Source organism: Polaromonas sp. P1_G2, assembly GCF_056405515.1.
Window position 1 is genome coordinate 65,663 of sequence record NZ_JBFUBY010000007.1, and the last position, 22,641, is coordinate 88,303.

Below are 22,641 nucleotides of genomic sequence, written 5' to 3' on the forward strand. Positions count from 1 at the left end.
GTGCGGGCTGGTCTTCAGGACAGCTTGTCCTTGAGGCGGTAGTAAGCGCCGACCAGCGGCAGGAACCAGGGAGGGCCGAAGTGGCCCGGGATGGCCGGCCAAGTGAAGTCTTTCCAGGGATTCAGGTCGGTGCGCCCGTCCATGACCTCCGCCATGATGCTGCCCATCAGTGTCGACATCTGGGTGCCGTGGCCGCTGTAGCCCATGGAATAGTAGATGCCGTTGCGCTCGCCGGCACGTGGCAGGCGGTCACGCGTCATGTCGACCATGCCGCCCCAGCAATAGTCGATGCGCGCATCGCGGAGTTCGGGAAACACCTCGTGCAATGCGGTGCGCAGGATGGCGCCGCTTTTTTCGTCCGAGGCCGGGTCGGAGACGGCGAAGCGGGCGCGCCCCCCAAAGAGCAGCCGGTTGTCGGGTGTGGTGCGGAAGTAGTTGACCAGATTCTTGGTATCGACCGCCATCCGGCGTTTCGGCAGCAGCCGGTCCAGCGTCTCCACCGGCAGGGGTTCGGTGACGATCAGGAAGGCGCCGACCGGCACGATCCTGCGCCGTATCCAGCCCAGCGGCCCGGTCTGCGAGGTTCCGCTCGCCAGGAATACCTGCTTGGCCTGGAGCCGGCCCGTCGGCGTCTCGACGATGTGGCCGCCGCCGGGCGCCGGCCGCAAACCCGTCATCGGCGAGCGTTCGTGGATTTCAGCGCCGCGCCGCGCCGCCGCTTCCGCCAGGCCGCGCACAAAGCGCCCCACATGCATGCCGGCGCCCTTGCGGTAGATCAAGCCGCCGTGATAGCGGTCCGAACCGACCTCGTTTGCCAGGTCCGCGCGGCTGACCATTTCCGTGTCGGGATCGACAGTGGCGGCCAGCAATTCCTGGCTGCGCAGCAGCTTCTCGTAGTGCTCGGGCTTGGCCGCCAGCTTGATCTTGCCGACGCGCGCGAAGCTGCAATCGATGTTCTCTTCGGCGACCAGGCGCTCGACCATGTCGACCCCGGCATCGAAAGCCCGGTAGAGCCGGTTGGCGACATCCTTGCCGAGTTTGGCCGACATCATGCCGTAGTCCTGGGCGAAGCCGTTGTTGCACATGCCGCCGTTGCGGCCGGACGCCGCGTTGCCTATCGTGTCCGCTTCCAGGAGCACGACGCGAGCGCCCTTCTTGGCAAGCGCCAGCGCGGCCGAAGCACCGGTGAGGCCGCCACCGATCACCGCAACGTCGCAGCTACCCTGCACCGGCCCCGGGGTGGCGCTCTTGAAGGCTTGCGATGTGTCCAGCCAATAGGATGTCAGTTTCATAGGGCCTCTTGAATCATTGTTGTGTTTAATTGAACGACTGGTTGGCGAGCGCAAACATGCGCACCGGGCCGGGAGAGGCAAGCGGTGTCCCGAGGACCATGGTGGTCGCCTTGTCGACCTGCCGCAGGCCGGTGCGCTCAAGCCACGGACCGAGCTGCAGGGCGGCGGAAGTATCGACCCGCACGAACATGCTCCCCAGGCGCGCGAGTGCGGCCTCGATCAGGGCCTGCGCATCGCCCAGGTTTTCGGCGACCACGGGACCGATGACATGGCCGCGGCCGAACCGGCGGCAAATGGCATAACCGCGCGGCACGCCGTCCTGCAGCAGGACATGGCCCTCGCCAAGTTCGATGAGCCGGCGCAGCGTCGCCGGCCTGGCCCAACCCGTCGCTTGCTGGTCGAGGTGCGCGACCGCTTCAAAATCCGATGCAGCCATCACCCTGACGAGGCCAGTCGGCGGCGCCTCATGGCGCTCCGTGGGAATGCCTTGGTACTGCTCGATGACGCCGACGGGCACAAAGCCGCGTCGCTGGTAAAGTGCCTGGCCTTCGACCGTCGAGTTCAAGGTGATGCTGCGCGGGTGCGCCGCCGCCAGCAGCGCGTCCATCAGCCGGGCACCGTAACCACGGCCTTGGGCGGCCTTCGCGACGATGATCATTCCGGCGGACGCATGGGTCTCGCCGTACGGCCACCAGGCCGCAGTGCCTATCACCTGGCCGGCTTCGTCCTGCAGCACGAAGCCCCGGCCCAGCTGCAGCGCGACCTCCCAGTCCTCGAGCCGGTAGGRCCAGGCCATCTCCTGCGACAGCTTGAGGGCGCCCTCCAGGTGGGCATCGGCGAATGGAACAAGGTCCACGCCGTCGTTCACTTGATGGCGGGCTTTGGGGGACTGAGGGGATTGAGTGAAGGCGCTGGTCATGATGGCTCCGGTTCGACGGCTCAGGCTGTCACCCAGACCTTGCGCACGGTTTCAAGCGTGCGCCAGGTGCCGGTGTAGCCGGGCTTCATGATGAAACAATCGCCCGCCCGGTAGGTCACCGGCGGCTGTCCATCCTCGGTGATTTCCGCCACGCCGGACAGGATCAGGCAGAACTCCCAGGTGTCGCCCTTGATGGAGCGGTTGACCCCCGGGGTCGATTCGAACACGCCGGCGCGGACCTTGCCGTCCTTGGCGCTGTCGACGTCCCAGCTGCGGCACACGATGTCGCCTTCGATGACACGGTCGGCGGGCGGCCGGTATTCACGTGCTTCGCCCAGTTGGTCGAGCTTGAAGGTGACGAGGAGATTGTTGGGCATGGCAAGCAGGTCCTTCATGCGTCGAGCCAGACGTTTTCAGCGAAGTTATAGCCCATCAGGCCGCCCAGCGGGATGGGTGACAGGCCCTTGAGTTTTTTTGTATGTCCGTCGATGCTGGACATGAAGAAAGGGACGCCTATGCCCGAGTCTTCGTGGATCATGACCTGCATGTCGGCGTACATTTTGGCGCGCTTGGCCGTGTCGGGCTGCACCCGCGCGGCCAGCAGCAACTGGTCGAACTTCGGGTTCTTCCAGCCCGCCTCGTTCCACGGCGCGTCGGACTTGAAGAATTGCGTGAACAGCAGGTCGGCCGACGGCCGCGGATTGATGTTGCCGAAGCCCACCGGGTGCTTCATCCAGTGCTGCGACCAGTAGCCGTCCGCCGGCATGCGGCGCACGTCGAGGTTCAAGCCGATCTGGCGTGCGGCGTGCTGCATCACCAGCGCCATCTCCACCGAATAAGTCGCCGCAGGAGACACCACCACCGGGATGGCCGCGCTGCCGAGCTTGGCTTTCTGCACATGCCACTTTGCCTTCTCCGGGTCGTAGGGCCGCTGCTTGAGCCCCTTGAAGAAAAAGCGGTCGCTGGGGTGTATGGGCTGGTCGTTGGCGACCTCGCCGTAACCCATCACGACGGACTTGACCATCTGCTCGCGGTTCACCAGGTGCTTCATCGCCAGCACGAAGTCCGGGTTGGCGCCGGGTGTGCTGTCACGGCGCATGATCAGGTCGGTGTAAAGGCCGGCCTTGGTCTCGAAGATCGCGTGCCTGGGGCTGCCCTGGATACGGTCCACCGAGCGCGGGTTGATGGCCATGGTCAGGTCGATCTCGCCGGTCAACAGCGCGTTGACACGTGCCGCCTCGTCGCTGATGCCCACATACTCGATCTCGTCCAGGTAGGGGCGGCCGGGCTTCCAGTAGTTGTCGTTCCGCACGGCCAGCGAGCGCACGCCCGGCTTGAACTCCTTGAGCTTATAGGGGCCGGTGCCAATGCCCGCCATGTGCGCGTTCACGTCAGTAACGCCGTCGCGCAGGATATGGAAGTGCCAGGTGCCCAGGATGGCCGGCAGGTCGGCATTCGGTGCTGCCAGGCGGATGGTCACTTCATGCGGACCGGTGGCCTTCACCTCCTCGATCTGCTCGGCCAGCACCTTGGCCTTGGAACCGGTCGACGGATCCTTGTGGCGCATGATGGAAAACACCACGTCGGCGGAGGTGAAGGGCTTGCCGTCGTGAAAGGTCACGCCCTGGCGCAGCTTGAAGACCCAGGTTTTGGCGTCCTTGGTGCTGAATTCCTCGGCCAGCGCGGGCTGCGGCGTCAGGCTGCCGTCGAGCGAGGTCAGCCCGTTGTAGAACATGCAACTGCGGATGTAGTCGGTGTGGTTGGAGCACTTGGCCGGGTCCAGCGTGTCGCTGAGCGCGGCGGTCGCCCCGGCGACCTTGATGCGCCCGCCCTTGCGCGGGGCCGCCGCCTGCGCCGCAAGCCCCGTCGAGGCCAGGCTGCCCGCCAGCGTGGCCTGCATGCCGCCGGCCGCCAGCATGGCCAGCACGTCGCGCCGGCTGGCGCCGCGCTGCAGTTCACCCATGATGCTGCGGCTTTCTTCGGGCCCGATCAGGCTGTTTGTCTGTTCTTGTTTTGTCATTGTGTTTATGTCTCCTCGGTGGAAAAAGTCAGGCGGACCTGGGCTTCATGGAACTCACGCGTTGCCGTAGATGATCCAGATCTTGCGAGTGGTCTCGATGCAGCGCCACTTGCCCACGTAGTCCGGCTTCATGACGAAGTTGTCGCCGGCCTGGATGCGGATGGGCTCCTTGCCGTCTTCGATCAGCTCAGACACGCCGGAAAGGATGTGGCAGTACTCCCAGACGCCGCCCTTGATCGAGCGGATGGTGCCGGGCGTGATTTCCCACACGCCGGTGCGCAGCTTGCCGTCGGCCGTCTGTTCCACGTCCCAGTTGGTGAAGCGTGGATCGCCGTCGAGCAGGCGCTCGGGCAAGGGGCCGCTCTCGCGGCCGGGGCCGAGGTCGTCGAGTTTGAAGAAAGTGAGGTTGCTCATGGGTGGCGGGTCTTTATGCAATTGAATGAAGGCGGAAAGGCGAAAAGGCGGAAAGTGGGAAGGCGGGCGCGTGCCGGATTACAGGCCGACCAGCGCGGGCAGCCCGTTGATGTCGCGGATCTCCACGTGGCTGTAGAACTCGCTGGGCTTGGGCTCATGGCCGCGGTTGACGAAGACCTTGTTCTTGATGCCCATGTCGTGGGCCGACATCAGGTCGTAGCGCGGGCTGGAGGACACGTGCAGGATGTCGTCCGGCGAGCAGCCCAGCTGGTCGAACATGTACTCGAAGGCCTGCAGGCGCGGCTTGTAGGCGCCGGCGTCCTGCGCCGTGTACACCTTGTGAAAGGGCGCTTCGAGCTTGCGGACGTTGGCGTCGATCTGCTCGTTCATGGCATTGGACAGGATCACCAGCGGGATCTTGTTGCCCACGCGGGTGAGCGAGAACGGCACGTCGGTGTGCGGGCCCCAGGTGGGCACGGCGTCGTAGAACTTCTGCCCGTCCTCGTCGCGGTAAGCGACCCCGTGGCGCTTGCAGGTGCGCGCCCACGCGGACTTGAGCACCTGGTCGTAAGGCTTCCAGTCGCCCATGGCCTCGTCCAGCCGCAGGGCGCTGAAGTCCTTGAGGAACTGCTGCATGCGCTCGGGCGGCAGCTGGTCTCCGACGATGCTGTGCGCCACCTCGTGCATGCGGAAGTAGATGAGCGTGCCGTAGCAATCGAAGGAGATGTACTTGGGTCGGAAAATCATGGTTTACCTCGTGGGTGGTAGGGTGGAAAAAGGGTTCAGGCGACGGAGGGGAAACAGCCGGCAGGCACAGGGAGCGGGTGGCAGTCGACGGACATCGGTAAGCTTTATGTTGTACGCGGTGGTTCAATAGGAGCAATCCTAGGCAGCATCCGCCGCAGTTGTTGCGGTTCTGCGCGGCGCGAACGCAGCATTCCTTCGCAGTACCGCGGGCTCCAGGCGCTTTGTGCCGTTCTTCCAGCGGCCGTGGCCGGCGCCAAGATCGTACAAGCCGGGGGCCCTTGCGCCGAGCATCATCTTCCCCAAACCGCACTTGACGTTTTGAAGGAAAGCCCCATGCCCGACCACGTTTCCATTTCCCAGGCCGCACTTGAGGCGGTGGGCCGCCCGCTGCCCGACGGCGTGACGCTTCGCCGGCTGCAAGCGGACGACCTGGAAGCGGCGCAGGCGCTGTCGCGCGAGTTCCAGTGGCCGCATCGCCTGGAGGACTGGCAGTTCGGCCTGGCGCACGGCCAGGGCGTGGCCGCGGTGCGCGACGGTGCACTGGTCGGCACGGCGATGCATTGGGCCTGGGGAAAACAATACGCGTCGGTGGGCCTGGTGCTGGTGTCCCCTCACATGCAGGGGCAACGCGTGGGCCAGCATCTCATGCACGCGGTGATGGCGGGACTGGAAGACCGCACCGTGATGCTGAACGCCACACCTGAAGGCCGCGGCTTGTACGAACGCATGGGCTTCGCCATCACGGGCGAGATCCGGCAGCACCAGAGCCTGGCGGCCCCGGCCCAGCTGATGGCGCTGCCCCAGGGACAGCGGCTGCGGCCGCTGGGACGCAACGACGCAAAAACGCTGGTCGCCCTTGATGCGCGCTCGGCCGGCATGCCGCGCGAAGCCATGCTGCGCCAGCTGCTGGCCGAAGGCGAAACAGTGGTGCTGGCAAGCGGCGGTGAAGCCGTGGGATTCTCCGTCGTGCGGCGCTTCGGGCGCGGCCATGCCATCGGCCCGGTCGTGGCGCCCGACCTCACCAGCGCACAGGCACTCGTCGGCCACTGGTGCAGCCGCTTTGCCGGCAAGTTCCTGCGCATCGACGTCGACGCCACCGGCGGGCTGCCCGAATGGCTGGAAGCGCAGGGCCTGCTGCGCGTGAGCAGCGTCACGACCATGGTGCGCGGCGGGCCGCTGGAGCGGGGCCCGGCCGTGGGCGGCTGGGCGCTCGTTAATCAAGCGATGGGCTGACGATGGCGTTTTTGTACAAAGGCCCCGCGCAGCGCGGGGCCGTCTGGGCCGAGCAGTTCGCGCGCAGGATGCCGCAGTTGCCGTTTTTGACCTGGCCCGAGATCGGGGATCCGGCGCAGGTGCGCTTCCTCGCGGCCTGGGAGCCGCCGCCGCGGATCACTGAAGCCCTTCCCAATCTGGAGGTGCTGTTTTCGGTTGGGGCCGGCGTGGACCAGTTCGATTTCGCGGCACTGCCGGCCGGGCTCACCGTGGTCAGGATGGTGGAGCCGGGGCTGACGGCCTGCATGTGCGAATACGTCAGCTGGGCCGTGCTGTCGCTGCACCGGGAGATGCCGCAGTACCTGCATCAGCAAAGCCTGGGCCAATGGAAAGAGCATCCCGTTCGGCCGGCCTCCACGCGGCGCGTGGGCGTGATGGGCATGGGCATGCTGGGGCGCGCGGCGCTCGCGCAGCTGCGGCTGCTGGGCTTTGACTGCGCCGGCTGGAACCGCTCGAAGCGCAACGAGCCGGGCGTGCGCTGCTACAGCGGCGAGGCGGAGCTGGACGAGTTCCTGGCCCGCACCGACATCCTGGTATGCCTGCTGCCGCTCACGCCCGAAACGCGCGGCATTCTCGGCCGGCGCGTGTTCGACGCGCTGCCGGAAGGCGCCTGCGTGGTCAACGCCGCGCGCGGCGGCCACCTCGTGGAAGCTGACCTGCTCGCCGCGCTGGAAAGCGGGCGGCTGTCGGCTGCGGTGCTGGACGTCTGCGAGCCCGAGCCGCCCGCGCCGGGCCATCCGTTCTGGAAGCACCCGCGCATCTGGCTCACGCCCCATATTGCCAGCGCGACCCAGGCAGAAACCGCGGGCGAAGCGCTGCTGGACAACCTGCGGCGATACGCCTTCGGCCTGCCGCTTGAGGGCGTGGTGGACCGCTTGCGCGGGTACTAGGAGTCTGGGCGGTAGAAGGCATCGAAGCGAAAAGCGAGCCCAGCGAGGACAGTTTTTACCGGGTTTGCAGACCCATAGCCGTAGCTATGGGGCAAAAAGCCGGTGAAAAATGGACCGCTGCGCTCGCTTTGCAGCCGATGCTCCTTCTGCCGCCCAGACTCCTGGGCCCGTCCACGGGCCCCAGGGCCGCAGAATCTTCTACCGTAGGCGTACGAACAACAGCATGGTCGTGCGCGCGCAAGGGGCCAAGCCGCAGCACCCGCTGCGCACTCGCGCCTAAGCTTGTGCCCATGATGTCCACCAAAACCCTTTCACTCGATTCGCTTGTGGCGCTAGACCGCGCACACCTGATCCACCCTGTGGCCAACTGGCGCGGCCATGAGCAGCGCGGCGCCACGGTGCTGCGCTCCGGCAAGGGCGCCTGGCTGCGCGACGCCGACGGCCGTGAACTGCTCGATGCCTTCGCCGGCCTGTGGTGCGTCAACATCGGCTACGGCCACGAAAGCGTCGTGGAAGCCGCCGCGCGCCAGATGCGCGAGCTGCCCTACGCGACGGCTTATTTCGGCTACGCCAGCGAGCCGGCCATCCGCCTGGCCGCCAAGCTTGTGGAAATTTCGCCGCCCGGGCTGGAGCACGTGTACCTGACGCTGGGCGGATCCGAGGCGATCGATGCCGCCGTGCGCCTCATCGTGCAGTACTACAACGCCACGGGCCGGCCGASSAAGAAGCACTTCATCGCGCTGGAGCGCGGCTACCACGGCTCATCCTCCACCGGCGCCGGCTTGACGGCCCTGCCCGCCTTCCATCGCGGATTCGACCTGCCGCGCCCCGAACAGCACTACATCCCCTCGCCTTACCCCTACCGCAGCCCCGTGGGCGATGACCCGCAAGCGCTGATCGCGGCTTCGGTGGCCGCGCTGCGCGAGAAGGTCAACACGCTGGGCGCGGAGAACGTCGCGGCCTTCTTCTGCGAACCGATCCAGGGCTCGGGCGGCGTGATCGTGCCGCCGGCGGGCTGGCTCAAGGCTATGCACCAGGCCTGCCGCGAGCTGGACATCCTGTTCGTAGCCGACGAGGTGATCACCGGCTTCGGCCGCACCGGCCCGATGTTCGCCTGCGATGCCGAAGGCGTGTCGCCGGACCTGATGACCGTCGCCAAAGGGCTGACCTCCGGCTATGCGCCCATGGGCGCGCTGCTGATGTCGGATCGCGTGTACGCCGGCATCGCCGACGGCACGCCGGCCGGCGCGCTGGTGGGCCACGGCGCCACCTACTCCGCGCACCCGGTGAGCGCCGCCGTGGCGCTGGAAGTCATACGGCTCTACGAAGAGGGCGGCATCCTCGCCAACGGCCAGCGCGTCGCGCCCCACTTCGAAGCGGGATTGCGCGCCATGCTGCGCCATCCGCTGGTGGGCGACGCGCGCTCGCGCGGGCTGCTGGGCGCGCTGGAGCTGGTGAGCGACAAATACACCAGGGCCGGCTTCGACCCCGCGCTGCAGCTGCCCGACCGCATCGCCAAAGCGGCTTACGAGAACGGCCTCATCTTCCGCGCTTTCGGCGACGGCATCCTGGGCTTTGCGCCGGCCTTGTGCTTCACGCCCTCGGAGTTCGAGCAGATGTTCGAGCGGCTGAACCGCACGCTGGACACCGTGCTGGAGCAGCCCGAAGTGCGGCGCGCCCTGGCTTGACCTGATTGACTTGGGCGTGGAACTTGCTTAAATGGGGTTAACGATGAATACCTCCACCGGCAACCCCAAGCTAGACCGCCTTGAYCTGCGTATCCTGTGCCACCTGCAGAAGAACGGGCGCGCCTCCAACGTCGAAATCGCCGATGCCGTCGGCCTGTCCCCCAGCCCCTGCCTGGTGCGCGTGAAGCGGCTGGAGCAAGCCGGCTACATCGCCGGCTACGGCGCGCAGATACGGCTGGAGAAGCTGGGCGACACGCTGCTGGTGTTCACCGAGGTCACGCTGCAGGACCACAAGCGCGAGGACTTCGTCAAGTTCGAGATGAGCATCCGGCCGATCGACGAGATCGTGGAGTGCCACCTGGTCAGCGGCGGCTACGACTACCTGCTGAAGTTCGTCACACGCGGTGTGAACCACTACCAGGAGATCGTTGAAGGCTTGCTGGAAGCCAACATCGGCATCGAAAAATACTTCAGCTACATCGTGATCAAGACGCCCTTCGTCAAGAACTTCTACCCGATCGAGCAACTGATCCAGCCGCACGCTTGAGCGGGCCGCGGGGCCGCAGCTTTTGCTGCAGCCCGGCCCGATTCGACATTTGCTGCTGCACCGGCGTCCGTTTCCGGTGCCATCTCCGGTGGGGCCGGCCTACGCTTGGAGCATGAACCCTCCTTCCCGCATCCCGGCGCCCGCCCGCTCGGCCGCAGCGATCCAGCGAGTGCAGCGGCACATCCACGAGAACCTCAACCAGGCGCTGTCACTGTCGGAGCTGGCCGATCTTGCCGGGCTCAGCATCTGGCGCTTCGCCACCGTGTTTCGCCAGCAAGTGGGCGTTTCCCCGCACCGCTACATCTGCCGGCTCCGCCTGGCGCGCGCGCAGGCCCTGATCCGGCAGGGCATGCCGGTCGCCAGCGCGGCCAGTGAAGCGGGCTTTTATGACCAAAGCCATCTCTCGCGGCATTTCAAGAGCGTGTTCGGCATGACACCGGGGCAGTACCTGACGACCGCCGGCCAGCCGCGAACGGCATGCTGAGCCGCACCATGACAGAGGAGATCGCGGACCTGCTGCCCGACCTGGTCGCGCTGCGGCGCGACCTGCACGCGCATCCGGAGCTGGCATTCAAGGAACACCGCACGGCCGGCATCGTCGCCAAGGCCTTGCGCGACCTGGGGCTGGAGGTGCACGAGGGCATAGGCGGCACGGGTGTTGTCGGCGTGCTGCGCGCCGGCAGCGGACAGCGCAGCGTGGGACTGCGCGCCGACATGGACGCGCTGCCCATTCTTGAGCAAGGCGAACGGCCCTACGTCAGCCGCTTTCCCGGCGTCCACCACGGCTGCGGGCACGACGGGCACACCGCCATGCTGCTGGGCGCGGCACGCCAGCTGGCACGCACGCGCCGCTTCGACGGCACCGTCAACTTCATCTTCCAGCCCGCCGAGGAAGGCCGGGGCGGCGCACGCGTGATGGTCCAGGAAGGGCTCTTCGAGCGCTTTCCCTGCGACGCGGTCTACGCCCTGCATAACTGGCCCGAGTTGCCCGCCGGCACGGCCCAGACGCGGCCGGGCGCCATCATGGCGGCGGCGGATCGCTTCGACATCGTGGTGCGGGGCCGGGGCGGCCACGCGGCCCAGCCGCATCGCACGCCCGACGCGGTGCTCGCCGCGAGCGAGCTGGTCACCCAGTTGCACACCATCACCTCGCGCCGCATTCCACCCACCGAGAATGCGGTGCTCTCGGTCACGCGCATCAGCGGCGGCCAGTCACACAACGTGCTGCCCTCCGCGGTCGAACTCACGGGCACGGTGCGCAGCTTCGACGCCGGCGTCCAGGACACCATCGAAACCGCCATCCGGCAGGTCGCGCAAGGCGTGGCCCAGGCCACCGGCACCGCGATCGACGTGGAGTACGTGCGCTACTACCCGGCCACCGTGAACACGCCGCAAGAAGCATCGCTGGCGCTGCGCGCCGCCGAAGCCGCGGGCCTGCGGGCTTCGGTGGCGCCCTCGGCGGCGTTCACGTCCGAGGATTTCGCGTTCATGCTGAAAGCCAGGCCCGGCGCCTACCTCTGGCTGGGCCAGGGCGCCAACCCGGGACGTGAAGACACCCCCTCATTGCACCATCCCAGCTACGACTTCAACGACGAGGTGCTGCCGCTGGGCGTGAGCTGGTTTGTCCAGGTGGCGAGCCTCGCGCTGGCGGGCTGACCCGTCGGTAACTCCGAACGCTTCACCGCGTTCAACCGTGACTTCCTCTCCGGACTCGTGACGAACGCAGCCCGGAAGATCACCAGCATCTCCCGCGCACGCCAAATCCGACATCATGTCGAATTTGAGCAAGTGTGCGTCCGCCCGGCGCAAGTTGGCGCACCTGGGAAATCCAACAATGGGCGCAGATTCATTGGACCTCCCCACAAGCGACTATGCGCGGCCAACACTACTCTCTCTGGAGCCTGCTCAAGCACGGTTTCAAAAATCACCAAACCTGGGAGCCCGCCTGGGAGCGGGTGGCATTGAAGCCGTCCTACGACGTGGTGATCGTCGGCGGCGGCGGGCACGGCCTGGCCACGGCCTATTACCTGGCCAAAAACCACCCCCAGGTCGGCAAGATCGCGGTGCTGGAAAAAGGCTATCTGGGCGGGGGCAATACCGCGCGCAATACCACCATCGTGCGCTCCAACTACCTGTGGGACGAGTCGGCGGCGATCTACGAGCATTCGCTCAAGCTGTGGGAAGGCCTGACTGAAGACCTGAACTTCAACGTGATGTTCAGCCAGCGCGGCGTGTTCAACCTGGGCCACACCTTGCAGGATATGCGCGACATCGAGCGCCGGGTCAACGCCAACGCGCTGCAAGGCATTGACGCCCATGTATTGAACGCGCGGGAAGTGAAAGAAAAAATTCCCCAGCTGGACTGCAGCCGCAGCCGCCGCTATCCGGTGCTGGGCGCCAGCTGGCAGCCGCGCGCCGGCATCGCCCACCACGACGCCGTGGCGCGCGGCTTCGCCCGCGCCGCCAGCCGCCTGGGTGTGGACCTGATCGAAGGCTGCGAAGTCACCGGCATGGACATCGCGGGCGGCAAAATCCGCAGCCTGGAGACCAACCTGGGCACCGTTAAAACCGATCGCGTGGGCTGCGTGGCCGCCGGCCATTCATCGGTGCTGGCCAAAATGGCCGGCCTGCGCATGCCGCTGGAGAGCCATCCGCTGCAGGCCTTTGTGTCCGAATCGATGCAGCGCGTGATCGACACCGTGATCATGTCCAACGCGGTCCACGGCTACCTCAGCCAGTCCGACAAAGGTGAACTGGTGATCGGCGCCGGCATCGACAGCTACCTGGGCTACGGCCAGCGCGGCAGCCCGCACGTGATAGAGCACACGGCAGCCGCCATCATCGAGCTGTTTCCCCAGTTCTCCCGCGTGCGCATGAACCGGCAATGGGGCGGCATTGTGGACGTGACGCCCGACGCCTGCCCGATCATTTCGAAGACCGCGGTGCAAGGCCTGTTCTTCAACTGCGGCTGGGGCACCGGCGGCTTCAAGGCCACGCCGGGCTCGGGCCATGTCTTTGCCGACATGCTGGCCAGGGGTGAGCCCAATGCGCTCGCCAAATCCTTCTCCGTGGACCGGTTCCACACCGGCCACCTCATCGACGAACACGGCGCCGCAGGCGTCGCCCACTGATATGTTTTTATTGCACTGCCCCCATTGCGGCGAAACGCGGGACGAGGAAGAGTTCAGCAATGCCGGTGAAGCCTACATTCCCCGCCCGCTCCAGCCTGAGACCGTGGACGACGCCACCTGGGGCGACTATGTTTTCATGCGCAGGAACACCAAGGGCTGGTTCTGGGAGCAATGGCAGCACACGGCGGCCTGCCGCAAGGTATTTGCCGTGAAGCGCAACACCGCGACCTATGAAATAGCCGGCACCTGGACGCTGGCCGAAGGCAAGGCCCTGTTTCTGGCGGACATTGCCGGGGAGCAAAAGGTATGAGCGGTACCAGAGTCCCCCAGGCCGGCATGCGCATCGACAGCACGCGCACGGTCAATTTCAGCTTTGACGGCCGCGATTACACCGGCCACCCCGGCGACACGCTGGCCTCCGCCCTGCTGGCCCATGGCGTGCGCCGCATGGCGCGCAGTTTCAAGTACGGCCGGCCCCGCGGCATCATCGGCGCGGGTGCGGAAGAACCCAATGCACTGGTGCAGCTGGGCACGGGCGCACTGACCACACCCAACGTCAAGGCCACCCAGGCCGAGCTTTACGAGGGCTTGAGCGCCCGGTCCACCTCGGGCTGGCCCTCGCTGGACTTCGACCTGAAGTCGGTCCTGGGCCAGGGCTCGCGCTTCATGCCGGCCGGCTTTTACAGCAAGACCTTCAAGTGGCCGCAAAAGCTCTGGCCGCTGTATGAAACCGTGATCCGCAAGTTTGCCGGCTTTGGCGACGCGCCGGCCGAACCCGATCCCGAGAACTACGACCACCTGCACCACCACGTGGACGTGCTGGTCGTCGGCGGCGGCGCCTGCGGCTTGCTGGCCGCGCTGCAGGCCGGCCGCGCCGGCCTCAAAACCCTGCTGCTGGACGAGCAGAACGAGCTGGGTGGCTGGCTGCTGTCCGACCCCCATGCGCAGATCGACGGCCGCAACAGCGATGCCTATATCCGCTCCATGCAGGCCGCCCTGGCCGACATGCCGCATGTGACCGTCCTGGTGCGTACCACCGCCTTCGGCATGTATGAACAAAACCTGGTGCAGGCCGTGGAACTGGTGCAGGACCATCTCCCGCCGGAGCAGCGCCAGGCCCACCTGCCGCGCCACCGCATGCACAAGATCCGCGCCCGCCAGGTCGTATTGGCCACGGGCGCCATCGAGCGCCCGCTGGTGTTCGGCAACAACGACCTGCCCGGCGTGATGACCGTGTCCGCCGGCCAGACCTTTCTGCAGCGCTACGGCGTGCGCGTCGGCCGTCGCGTCGTGATCTGCGGCACCAGCGACCTGATCCACGACTGCGCCGAAAGCCTGGCCAAAGCCGGCGCCCAGGTCACGGTGGCGGATGTGCGCCACAGCGCGGTGGCGCGCAACAGCAGTTACACGGTGATGGCGGGCCACGGCATCGCCGAAGTCACGGGTGGCGGCGAAGTCAAGGGCGTGAAACTTGTGCCCCTGCATCCCACCCGCGATGAAGCCACCGGCGCCGGCACTTTCATTGCCTGCGACGTGGTGCTGAGCTCCGGCGGCCTGTCGCCCACGGTGCACCTGTTTTGCCACGACGGCAGCCGCCCGCAATGGGATGAATCCATCGCGGCCTTTGTGGCGCCGCACACCGGGCGCAAAGGGGTTGCCTGCGCCGGCTCGGTCACCGGCGCTTTCGAGCTGGCCGACGCGCTGGCGCAAACCACGCAAGCGATGCAACAGGTGCTGAGCGCCTGCGGCAAACGAGAATCGTTGCAGGTCCCCTCCTGCGTCCAGCCCCGGCGCCTTGCGGCGCGTCCGATGTTCCGCCTGCCCGACGGCAAGGCCGAAGGCGCGGGCGCCAAGGCTTTTGTCGACTACCAGAACGACGTCAGCGCCGCCGACATCGAACTGGCGGTGCGTGAGAACTACCACTCGATCGAGCACGTCAAACGCTACACCGCTTTGGGCTTCGGCACCGACCAGGGCAAGCTGTCCAATGTGAACGGCTTTGTCATCACCGCCCGCGCATTGAAGCGCCCGGTGAACGAGGTCGGCACCACCACCTACCGTCCGGCCTACACGCCGGTGAGCCTGGGCGCGCTGGCCGGCACCATGCGCGAAGAGCTGTTCGACCCGAACCGCTACAGCGCCATCCATGCTTCCCACGTGGGGCGCGGCGCGGCGCTGGAACCGGTCGGCCAATGGCAGCGGCCCTGGTACTTCGCAAAGCCCGGCGAAGACCTGCACGCCGCCGTGAACCGCGAATGCCTGGCGGCGCGCAAGGGCGTGGCGGTGATGGACGCCTCCACGCTGGGCAAGATCCAGATCGACGGCCCGGACGCGCGCGAATTCCTGAACCGCATCTACGCCAATGCCTGGACCCAGCTGGCCGTCGGCAAATGCCGGTACGGCCTGATGCTGGACGAAAACGGCATGGTGATGGACGACGGCGTCACCGCCTGCATCCAGCAAAACCAGTTCTACATGACCACCACCACCGGCGGCGCGGCCCGCGTGCTGAACTGGCTGGAGCGCTGGCACCAGACCGAATGGCCCGAACTCAAGGTGTGGATGACCTCGGTGACCGACCACTGGTCCACCATCGCCCTGGTGGGGCCCAAATCACGCGCGGTGCTGGCGAAGCTGTGTTCCGACATCGATCTTTCCCCGGACAACTTCAAGTTTATGGACTGGCGTTCGGGCACGGTGTGCGGCTTGCCCGTACGCGTGTTCCGGATCAGCTTCTCGGGCGAGCTGTCGTATGAGCTGAACGTCGAATCCGGCTACGGCCGCGCGCTGTGGGAGGCCGTGATGGCCGCCGGCGCCGAGTTCGACATCACGCCTTACGGCACCGAAACCATGCATGTGCTGCGCGCCGAAAAGGGCTTCATCATCGTCGGCCAGGATACCGATGGTTCGATGAGCCCGCTGGACCTGGACATGGCCTGGGCCGTCGGCATGAAGAAACCGTTCAGCTTCCTGGGCAAGCGCTCGCTGGCCCGCAGCGACACGGCCCGCGAAGGCCGCAAACAGCTGGTGGGGCTGTTGCCCGAAGACCCGTCCAGCGTGTTGGTCGAAGGTGCGCAGWTCATGGAAAGCGCCACCACGGGCGCGGCCAACCAGATGCTGGGCCATGTGACGTCCAGCTACCACAGCGCCTTCCTGGGCCGCTCCATCGCCATGGCCGTGGTTGCCGGCGGCCTGCAGCGCAAGGAGCAGACCCTGTATGTGCATGCCCACGGCAAGGTCACTCCCGTCAAAGTCGGCGGCAGCGTGTTCGTGGACGTGAAAGGCGACCGTCAAAATGTTTAATCCACCCAATGTGATGCTGGAATCCGCCCTGCACGCCTTTGGCCTGCCCAGCCGCGTGGCAACGCCCGCCAATGCGAACCGCGTGATCATGAGTGAGCTGCCCCACCTGGGCTATATCGTGCTGCGAGGCCAAGCCGGCGACACGGCATTCATGCAGGGCGTGGCCGGCGTGCTGGGCCAGGCGCTGCCGACCCAGCCGATGACGGTTTTGTCCACCAGCGCCGGTGCGGTGTTGTGGGTCTCGCCCGACGAATGGCTGCTGGTCTGCAAGCGTTCGGACCGCAATGCGCTGCTGGCTGCATTGACCAGTGCGTTGCAGGAGGTGTTCGCCCAGGTGGTGGACAACAGCGGCGGCTTGACGGCGCTGCGCATCACCGGGCCCGACCACATGCTGCTGATGCGCCAGCTCGGCCCTTACGACTACGAGAGCCTGGCCGTGGGCCGCTGCGCCGCCACCGTGGCGTCCAAGACCGACTTCACCGTGGCGCGCACCGACGAAGCCGGTGTGGTGCTGGTGTTCCGCCGGAGCTTTGCGGACTACACCTGGCGCCTGCTGGAGCGCACCGCCAGGCCTTACCAGCTGTGCATTACCAGCCCGGCGCAATGCGCCGACCCGATTTTCACCCCCTTGTTCGAAATCGTTTGAAAGAGCGTTCCCATGCAAACTGAAGATTTCTTCTCCACAGGCGTGGCCCAGGCCGACCCGGCCGTCAGCATCGCCATGGACCACGAATTACAGCGCCAGCGCGAACAGATCGAGTTGATCGCCTCCGAAAACATCGTCTCCCAGGCCGTTCTGGATGCGCAGGGATCGGTGCTGACCAACAAATACGCCGAAGGCTACCCCGGCAAGCGCTACTACGGCGGCTGTGAGCACGTGGACGTGGTCGAAACCCTGGCCATCGAGCGCCTGTGCAAGCTGTTTGGCTGCGAATTCGCCAATGTGCAGCCCCACTCCGGCGCCCAAGCCAACACCGCGGTCATGCTGGCGCTGGTGCAGCCCGGCGACACGGTGCTGGGCATGGCGCTGTCGGCCGGCGGCCACCTGACGCACGGCGCCAAACCGGCGCTCTCCGGCAAATGGTTCAAGGCCGTGCAATACGGCGTGCGCCGCGCCGATTCGCTGATCGACTATGACGAGGTCGAGGCCCTGGCCATCGAACACAAGCCCAAACTCATCATCGCGGGTTTTTCCGCCTACCCGCGCACCATCGACTGGGCGCGCTTCCGCGCAATTGCCGACAAGGTCGGCGCATTCCTGATGGTCGACATGGCCCACGTGGCCGGCCTGGTGGCCACCGGCGTCTCTCCCAGCCCGGTTCCGCACGCCCATGTGACGACCTCCACCACCCACAAGACCCTGCGCGGCCCGCGCGGCGGCGTGGTGCTGACCAACGACGCGGAGATCGCCAAAAAGATCAACTCCGCCGTGTTCCCCGGTTCGCAGGGCGGCCCGCTGATGCACGTGATTGCCGCGAAGGCCGTGGCCTTCGGCGAGGCGCTGCAGCCCGGCTTCAAGGCCTATACCCAGCAGGTGGTGGCCAACGCCAAGGCCCTGGGCGCGGTGCTCAAGGCCGGCGGCCTGGACCTGGTGACCGGCGGCACGGATAACCATCTGCTGCTGGTCGACCTGCGTCCCCTGGGCCTGAAGGGCAATACGACCGAAGTGGCGCTCGAGCGCGCCGGCATCACCTGCAACAAGAACGGCATTCCGTTCGACGACGAGAAGCCGACCATCACCTCCGGCATCCGTGTCGGCACGGCCGCCGGCACCACACGGGGCTTCGGCACGGCCGAGTTTGAAGAGGTCGGCCGCCTGATGCTGGAAGTTTTCAACAGCCTGAAAACCAATCCCGCCGGCGACGCGGCGACGGAAAGCGCCGTCTACGCCCGCGTCAAGGCGCTGACCGCCCGCTTCCCTCTCTACGCCTGAAGTTCAACCCGACATCGCGCCTGTAAGGAATTCACCATGAGCACCCTGCACCAAGACTCCATCATCATCGACGGCCTGATCATCTCCAAGTGGAACCGCTCGGTTTTCGAGGACATGAAAAAGGGCGGGCTGAGCGCCGCCAATTGCACCGTATCGGTGTGGGATGACTTCAAAAGCACGGTCCACAACATCGCCGAGATGAAGGCGCTGATCCGCGCCAACAGCGACCTGTTGTCCCTGGTGCGCACCACGGCGGATATCGAGCGGGCCAAGAAGGACGGCAAGACCGGCATCATCCTGGGCTTCCAGAACGCGCACGCCTTTGAAGACCACCTGGGCTACATCGAAACCTTCGCCGACATGGGGGTGCGGGTGGTCCAGCTCTGCTACAACACGCAGAACCTGATCGGCACCGGCTGCTACGAACGCGACGGAGGACTCTCGGGCTACGGACGCGAGGTGATCGGCGAGATGAACCGCGTCGGCATCATGGTGGATCTCTCGCACGTGGGCGCCAAGACCTCCGAAGAAGCCATCCTCGAATCGAAGAAGCCGGTCACCTACAGCCACTGCCTGCCCGCGGGCCTCAAGGAACACCCGCGCAACAAGAGCGACGAGCAGCTCCGGTTCATCGCCGACCATGGCGGCTTCATCGGGGTCACCATGTTCCCGCCGTTCCTGAAGCGGGGAACGGACGCCACCGTGGAAGACTATGTCGAGGCGCTGGACTATGTGATCAAGCTGGTGGGCGAGGACTGCGTGGGCGTGGGGACCGACCACACGCAAGGCTACGGACAGGAATTTTTCGACCACATCACCCACGACAAAGGCCGTGGCCGCCGCCTCACCAATTTCGGCACCGTGCAAAACCCGCTGGGCATACGCACTATCGGCGAGATGCCCAACCTGACGGCCGCCATGGAGCGCGCGGGCTGGCCGGCGGCAAAGATCACAAAGGTCATGGGGCGCAACTGGCTCCGTGTTTTTGGTGAGGTGTGGGGCGTGTAGTTCACACTGCCCGATTGAGCTTGTTCCGCTTTCTTCTTCTAATCAGGAGTGTTCGTACCATGATGAAAACGCAAAATTCTTCCCCCCGTCCTCGCCGCAAGTTTCTGGCGCAAACGCTGGGCCTGTCCGCACTGGCCGCTTCGGGCATGGGTGCTTTCGCCCAGGCCAAACCCACGATCAAAATCGGCTTTGTCGATGGCTGGTCCGACAGTGTGGCCACCACCAACCTGGCTGCGGCCATCATCCGCAGCAAGCTGGGGAACCCGGTTGAACTGGTGCCGCTGGCAGCGGGCATCATGTGGCAAGGCGTGGCGCGCGGCGACCTGGATATGACGCTGTCGGCCTGGCTCCCGGTGACGCACGAAGCCTACCTGACCAGCTTCAAGGACAAGGTCCAGATCCTGGGCGCCAACTACCCCGGCGCCAAGATCGGCCTGATCGTGCCCGACTACGTCAAGGCCACCAGCCTGACGGACCTCAACAACTTCCGCGCCGATTTCGACAACCGTATTGTGGGCATCGACGCCGGCGCGGGCGTCATGCGCAAAACCGAGGAAGCCATCAAAGCCTACGGCCTGGAAATGCGCCTGCTGCCCAGTTCCGGCCCCGCCATGGCCGCCGAACTCGACCGCTCCTATCGCGCCAACAAATCCATTGCCGTCACGGGCTGGATTCCCCACTGGATGTTCGCCAAGTACAAGCTTCGCTTCCTGGCCGACCCCAAAAACATCTACGGCGCGGAAGAGCATGTGGACAGCGTCATCAACCCGGCGCTGAACACCAAGGCTCCCGCCGTCGTCGCCTTCCTGAAGAAGTTTTCGTGGAAGCCGGAGGAAATCGGCGCGGTGATGCTGGCCGTCGAGGGCGGCGCCAAGGCGGATGCCGCGGCGGAAAAATGGATGAACGACAACTCCGCGCGCGTGGCGAGCTGGCTCGGCTAAAGCAAGCAAGTACCCGGCTTCTTCGTCAATAACCACGTCGAGACCGAAGCCATGGTGGGCCGGGAGGTCTATGCCCCCGCGCTCTACAAGGCCGGACATCGCTCGGCCTATTTCTGGTGCCAGCAGGAAGCGGCCACCCATGGACTGGCCGGCATGGCCGTCTATGAGCACTACCTCAAGCGCTTGTCGCAGCGCGGCTGGGGCCTTTTTTCGTTCATCGAATCAAACGCCGCGACCGGCCATGCCCTGGTCAAGCTGGAAAATTCGGTGTTCGTGCTCGCGCAAGGCATTGCCGGTGTGCCGGTGAACGATGCCAAGGTTTGCTACCTGTTCGCGGGCTGGTTCTCGGGTGCGATGGACTGGGTGCTGGAAACCAGCGGCTCGGCCGTGCGCACCACAAGCGCCGAAACCCAGTGCGCCGCGGAAGGCCACAGCCACTGCGTCTTCACCGTCAGTCCTCTCTAAAGATCCGTCATGCGCTACCCGCACTTGTTTGAGCCCATTCGCCTGAACCAGGTTCTGTTGCGCAACCGCATCGTCAGCACCGCGCATGCCGAGGTGTACGCGGAAGGCGGCAACCCGACCGAGCGCTACATCCGGTATTACGAGGAAAAAGCCAAAGGTGGCGTGGGCCTGGCGATTTGCGGCGGCTCCAGCCCGGTGTCGCGCGACAGTCCCTGGTCGTGGTGGAGTTCCGTCAATCTGGCGAAGAACTCGGTGATCGAGCCTTTGGCCAAGCTGGCCGACACCATGCACAAGCATGGCGCCAAACTGATGATCCAGGCCACCCACATGGGCCGGCGCAATGCCTGGCACGGTTTTGACTGGCCGCATCTGGTCAGTCCCTCGGGCATCCGCGAACCGGTGCACCGCGGCAACGCCAAGACGATAGAGATCGAAGAGATTCGCCGCATCGTGGCCGACTACGGCCGGGCCGCCAGGCGCGTGAAGGACGCGGGACTCGACGGTATCGAAATCTCCGCAGCGCACCAGCAGCTTGTCGACCAGTTCTGGAGTCCACGGGTGAACCACCGCACCGACGAGTACGGCGGCAGCCTGGAAAACCGCCTGCGCTTCGGCATGGAAGTGCTGCAAGCCGTGCGCGAACAGGTCGGCGCCGATTTCTGCGTCGGCATGCGCATGTGCGGCGATGAATTCCATGAAGACGGCATCAGCCACGAGATGGCCAAGGAGATTGCCCAGGCCATGTCGGAAAGCGGCTTGATCGATTTCCTGAGCGTGGTCGGCTCCGGTGCGGATACGCACAACACCCTCGTCAATTGCATGCCGCCGATGGCGCTGCCGCCCGAGCCCTTTGTACACCTGGCCGCCGGCATCAAATCGGTGTCCAGGGTACCGGWCATGCACGCGCAAAGCATTCGCGACGCCTCGCAGGCTGAACGCATCCTGGCCGCCGGCATRGTCGACATGGTCGGCATGACGCGCGCGCAGATCGCCGACCCGCACATGGTCATCAAGATCCGCGACGGCAAGGAAGACCAGATCAAACAATGCGTGGGCGCCAACTACTGCATCGACCGCCAGTACAACGGCCTGGATGTGCTGTGCATCCAGAACGCCGCCACCAGCCGCGAAGAAACCATGCCGCATGTGATCGAGAAAACCACGGGCGTTCGCCGCAAGGTGGTGGTGGTCGGCGCCGGCCCGGCGGGCCTGGAAGCCGCCCGCGTGGCCCGCGAGCGCGGGCACGACGTGGTGTTGTTCGAGAAAAATTCCGTGGTGGGCGGCCAGGTGAACCTGGCCGCCAAGCCGCCCAAGCGCGAACAGATGGCCGGCATCATCCGCTGGTTCGACATGGAGACCCAGCGCCTGGGCGTGCAACGCCGCCTGGGCGTGGCGGCCACGCAGGAAATGATCCTGGCCGAGAAACCCGACATCGTGGTCCTGGCCACCGGCGGCGTACCGCATACCGGGCAGACCCCGGCCTGGGGCGCGGCCGAGGGCTTGTGCGTGAGCAGCTGGGACATCCTGTCGGGCGCGGTTGCGCCGGGTGAAAACGTCCTGGTGTACGACAGCATCAGCACCCACGCGGGCACCGGCGCGGCCGACTTCATCGCGGCGCGCGGCAAGCTGGTGGAAATCGTGACACCCGACGTCAAGGTAGCCGATGACGTAGGCGGCACCACCTTCCCGATCTTCTACCGCCAGCTCTACGCCAACGCCGTGATCCAAACGCCGAACTTCTGGCTGGAAAAGGTCTACCGGGAAGGCGACAAACTGATCGCCGTGTTGAAGAACGAATACACCGAGGCGCTGGAAGAGCGCGCGGTGGACCAGGTTGTCGTCGAAAACGGCATCCTGCCCAATGACGGCTTGTACTGGCAGCTCAAGCCGCTTTCGCTCAACAAGGGCCAGACCGATATCGACGCCCTGTATGACGCGCTGCCGCAACCCGCACTGAGCCAGTCCACCGGCAACGGCGACTTCCTGCTCTACCGCGTGGGTGACTGCGTCTCCATGCACAACATCCACGCCGCGATCTACGACTCGCTGCGCCTGTGCAAGGACTTCTAGC

The 22,641-nt window shown here is 65.8% G+C and carries 20 protein-coding genes and 1 pseudogene; 15 read left to right on the plus strand and 6 right to left on the minus strand.

Annotated features, from left to right (window positions below):
* Positions 1–14: 14 nt before the first annotated feature.
* From AC1D0P_RS01910 to AC1D0P_RS01935, 6 genes are all read right to left on the minus strand, one after another.
* Complete coding sequence (locus tag AC1D0P_RS01910) at positions 15–1,292, minus strand: NAD(P)/FAD-dependent oxidoreductase (protein ID WP_477675126.1); 1,278 nt, start codon at positions 1,290–1,292, stop codon at positions 15–17.
* 25 nt (positions 1,293–1,317) lie between these two features.
* Positions 1,318–2,148, minus strand: coding sequence for a GNAT family N-acetyltransferase (locus AC1D0P_RS01915; protein ID WP_477675127.1), 831 nt, complete (start codon positions 2,146–2,148; stop codon positions 1,318–1,320).
* An 83-nt stretch (positions 2,149–2,231) separates the two neighbouring features.
* A complete protein-coding gene (locus AC1D0P_RS01920) occupies positions 2,232–2,606 on the minus strand; it encodes a cupin domain-containing protein (protein WP_477675128.1) in 375 nt (124 codons plus the stop codon).
* Complete coding sequence (locus AC1D0P_RS01925) at positions 2,603–4,231, minus strand: ABC transporter substrate-binding protein (RefSeq protein WP_477675129.1); 1,629 nt, start codon at positions 4,229–4,231, stop codon at positions 2,603–2,605. Before AC1D0P_RS01925 ends, AC1D0P_RS01920 begins: the two co-directional genes overlap by 4 nt.
* Positions 4,232–4,285: 54 nt before the next feature.
* Positions 4,286–4,645: a cupin domain-containing protein gene (locus tag AC1D0P_RS01930; protein WP_477675130.1), complete on the minus strand. Its 360-nt coding sequence runs from the start codon at positions 4,643–4,645 to the stop codon at positions 4,286–4,288.
* A 78-nt stretch (positions 4,646–4,723) separates the two neighbouring features.
* Positions 4,724–5,392 (minus strand): haloacid dehalogenase type II, encoded by a 669-nt coding sequence (locus AC1D0P_RS01935; RefSeq protein ID WP_477675131.1) that lies wholly within the window; start codon positions 5,390–5,392, stop codon positions 4,724–4,726.
* Between the two features lie 333 nt (positions 5,393–5,725).
* Here AC1D0P_RS01935 and AC1D0P_RS01940 point away from each other — a divergent pair, with 333 nt between their 5' ends.
* The 15 genes and pseudogenes from AC1D0P_RS01940 (at position 5,726) to AC1D0P_RS02010 (ending at position 22,640) form a co-directional block, all read left to right on the plus strand.
* Entirely contained in the window at positions 5,726–6,625 is a 900-nt protein-coding gene (locus AC1D0P_RS01940; RefSeq protein ID WP_477675132.1) for a GNAT family N-acetyltransferase, read from the plus strand.
* 2 nt (positions 6,626–6,627) lie between these two features.
* Positions 6,628–7,554: a 2-hydroxyacid dehydrogenase gene (locus AC1D0P_RS01945; protein WP_477675133.1), complete on the plus strand. Its 927-nt coding sequence runs from the start codon at positions 6,628–6,630 to the stop codon at positions 7,552–7,554.
* A gap of 290 nt (positions 7,555–7,844) precedes the next feature.
* Entirely contained in the window at positions 7,845–9,242 is a 1,398-nt protein-coding gene (locus tag AC1D0P_RS01950) for an aminotransferase class III-fold pyridoxal phosphate-dependent enzyme (protein WP_477675134.1), read from the plus strand.
* A gap of 43 nt (positions 9,243–9,285) precedes the next feature.
* Positions 9,286–9,789 carry an Lrp/AsnC family transcriptional regulator gene (locus AC1D0P_RS01955; RefSeq protein WP_477675135.1) on the plus strand — a complete coding sequence of 168 codons (504 nt, stop codon included), beginning with the start codon at positions 9,286–9,288 and terminating at the stop codon, positions 9,787–9,789.
* Between the two features lie 112 nt (positions 9,790–9,901).
* Positions 9,902–10,273: a helix-turn-helix domain-containing protein gene (locus tag AC1D0P_RS01960; RefSeq protein ID WP_477675136.1), complete on the plus strand. Its 372-nt coding sequence runs from the start codon at positions 9,902–9,904 to the stop codon at positions 10,271–10,273.
* A gap of 8 nt (positions 10,274–10,281) precedes the next feature.
* A complete protein-coding gene (locus AC1D0P_RS01965; RefSeq protein ID WP_477675137.1) occupies positions 10,282–11,445 on the plus strand; it encodes a M20 aminoacylase family protein in 1,164 nt (387 codons plus the stop codon).
* A gap of 215 nt (positions 11,446–11,660) precedes the next feature.
* A complete protein-coding gene (locus tag AC1D0P_RS01970; RefSeq protein ID WP_477675138.1) occupies positions 11,661–12,920 on the plus strand; it encodes a sarcosine oxidase subunit beta family protein in 1,260 nt (419 codons plus the stop codon).
* A 1-nt stretch (position 12,921) separates the two neighbouring features.
* A complete protein-coding gene (locus AC1D0P_RS01975) occupies positions 12,922–13,230 on the plus strand; it encodes a sarcosine oxidase subunit delta (protein WP_477675139.1) in 309 nt (102 codons plus the stop codon).
* The gene (locus AC1D0P_RS01980) at positions 13,227–16,223 is read left to right on the plus strand and encodes a sarcosine oxidase subunit alpha family protein (protein WP_477675140.1); all 2,997 of its coding nucleotides are present in this window, start codon (positions 13,227–13,229) and stop codon (positions 16,221–16,223) included. Before AC1D0P_RS01975 ends, AC1D0P_RS01980 begins: the two co-directional genes overlap by 4 nt.
* Entirely contained in the window at positions 16,216–16,869 is a 654-nt protein-coding gene (locus tag AC1D0P_RS01985) for a sarcosine oxidase subunit gamma (RefSeq protein ID WP_477675141.1), read from the plus strand. The genes AC1D0P_RS01980 and AC1D0P_RS01985 overlap by 8 nt, the downstream gene beginning before the upstream one ends.
* Before the next feature lie 12 nt (positions 16,870–16,881).
* A complete protein-coding gene (gene glyA / locus AC1D0P_RS01990) occupies positions 16,882–18,156 on the plus strand; it encodes a serine hydroxymethyltransferase (protein WP_477675142.1) in 1,275 nt (424 codons plus the stop codon).
* A 36-nt stretch (positions 18,157–18,192) separates the two neighbouring features.
* Positions 18,193–19,164 (plus strand): dipeptidase, encoded by a 972-nt coding sequence (locus AC1D0P_RS01995; protein WP_477675143.1) that lies wholly within the window; start codon positions 18,193–18,195, stop codon positions 19,162–19,164.
* Positions 19,165–19,226: 62 nt separating this feature from the next.
* A complete protein-coding gene (locus tag AC1D0P_RS02000) occupies positions 19,227–20,105 on the plus strand; it encodes a glycine betaine ABC transporter substrate-binding protein (RefSeq protein ID WP_477675153.1) in 879 nt (292 codons plus the stop codon).
* 18 nt (positions 20,106–20,123) lie between these two features.
* Positions 20,124–20,570, plus strand: a pseudogene (locus AC1D0P_RS02005) (DUF5943 domain-containing protein); the annotation flags it as partial.
* Between the two features lie 9 nt (positions 20,571–20,579).
* Positions 20,580–22,640 (plus strand): oxidoreductase, encoded by a 2,061-nt coding sequence (locus AC1D0P_RS02010; RefSeq protein ID WP_477675144.1) that lies wholly within the window; start codon positions 20,580–20,582, stop codon positions 22,638–22,640.
* Position 22,641 lies beyond the last annotated feature (1 nt).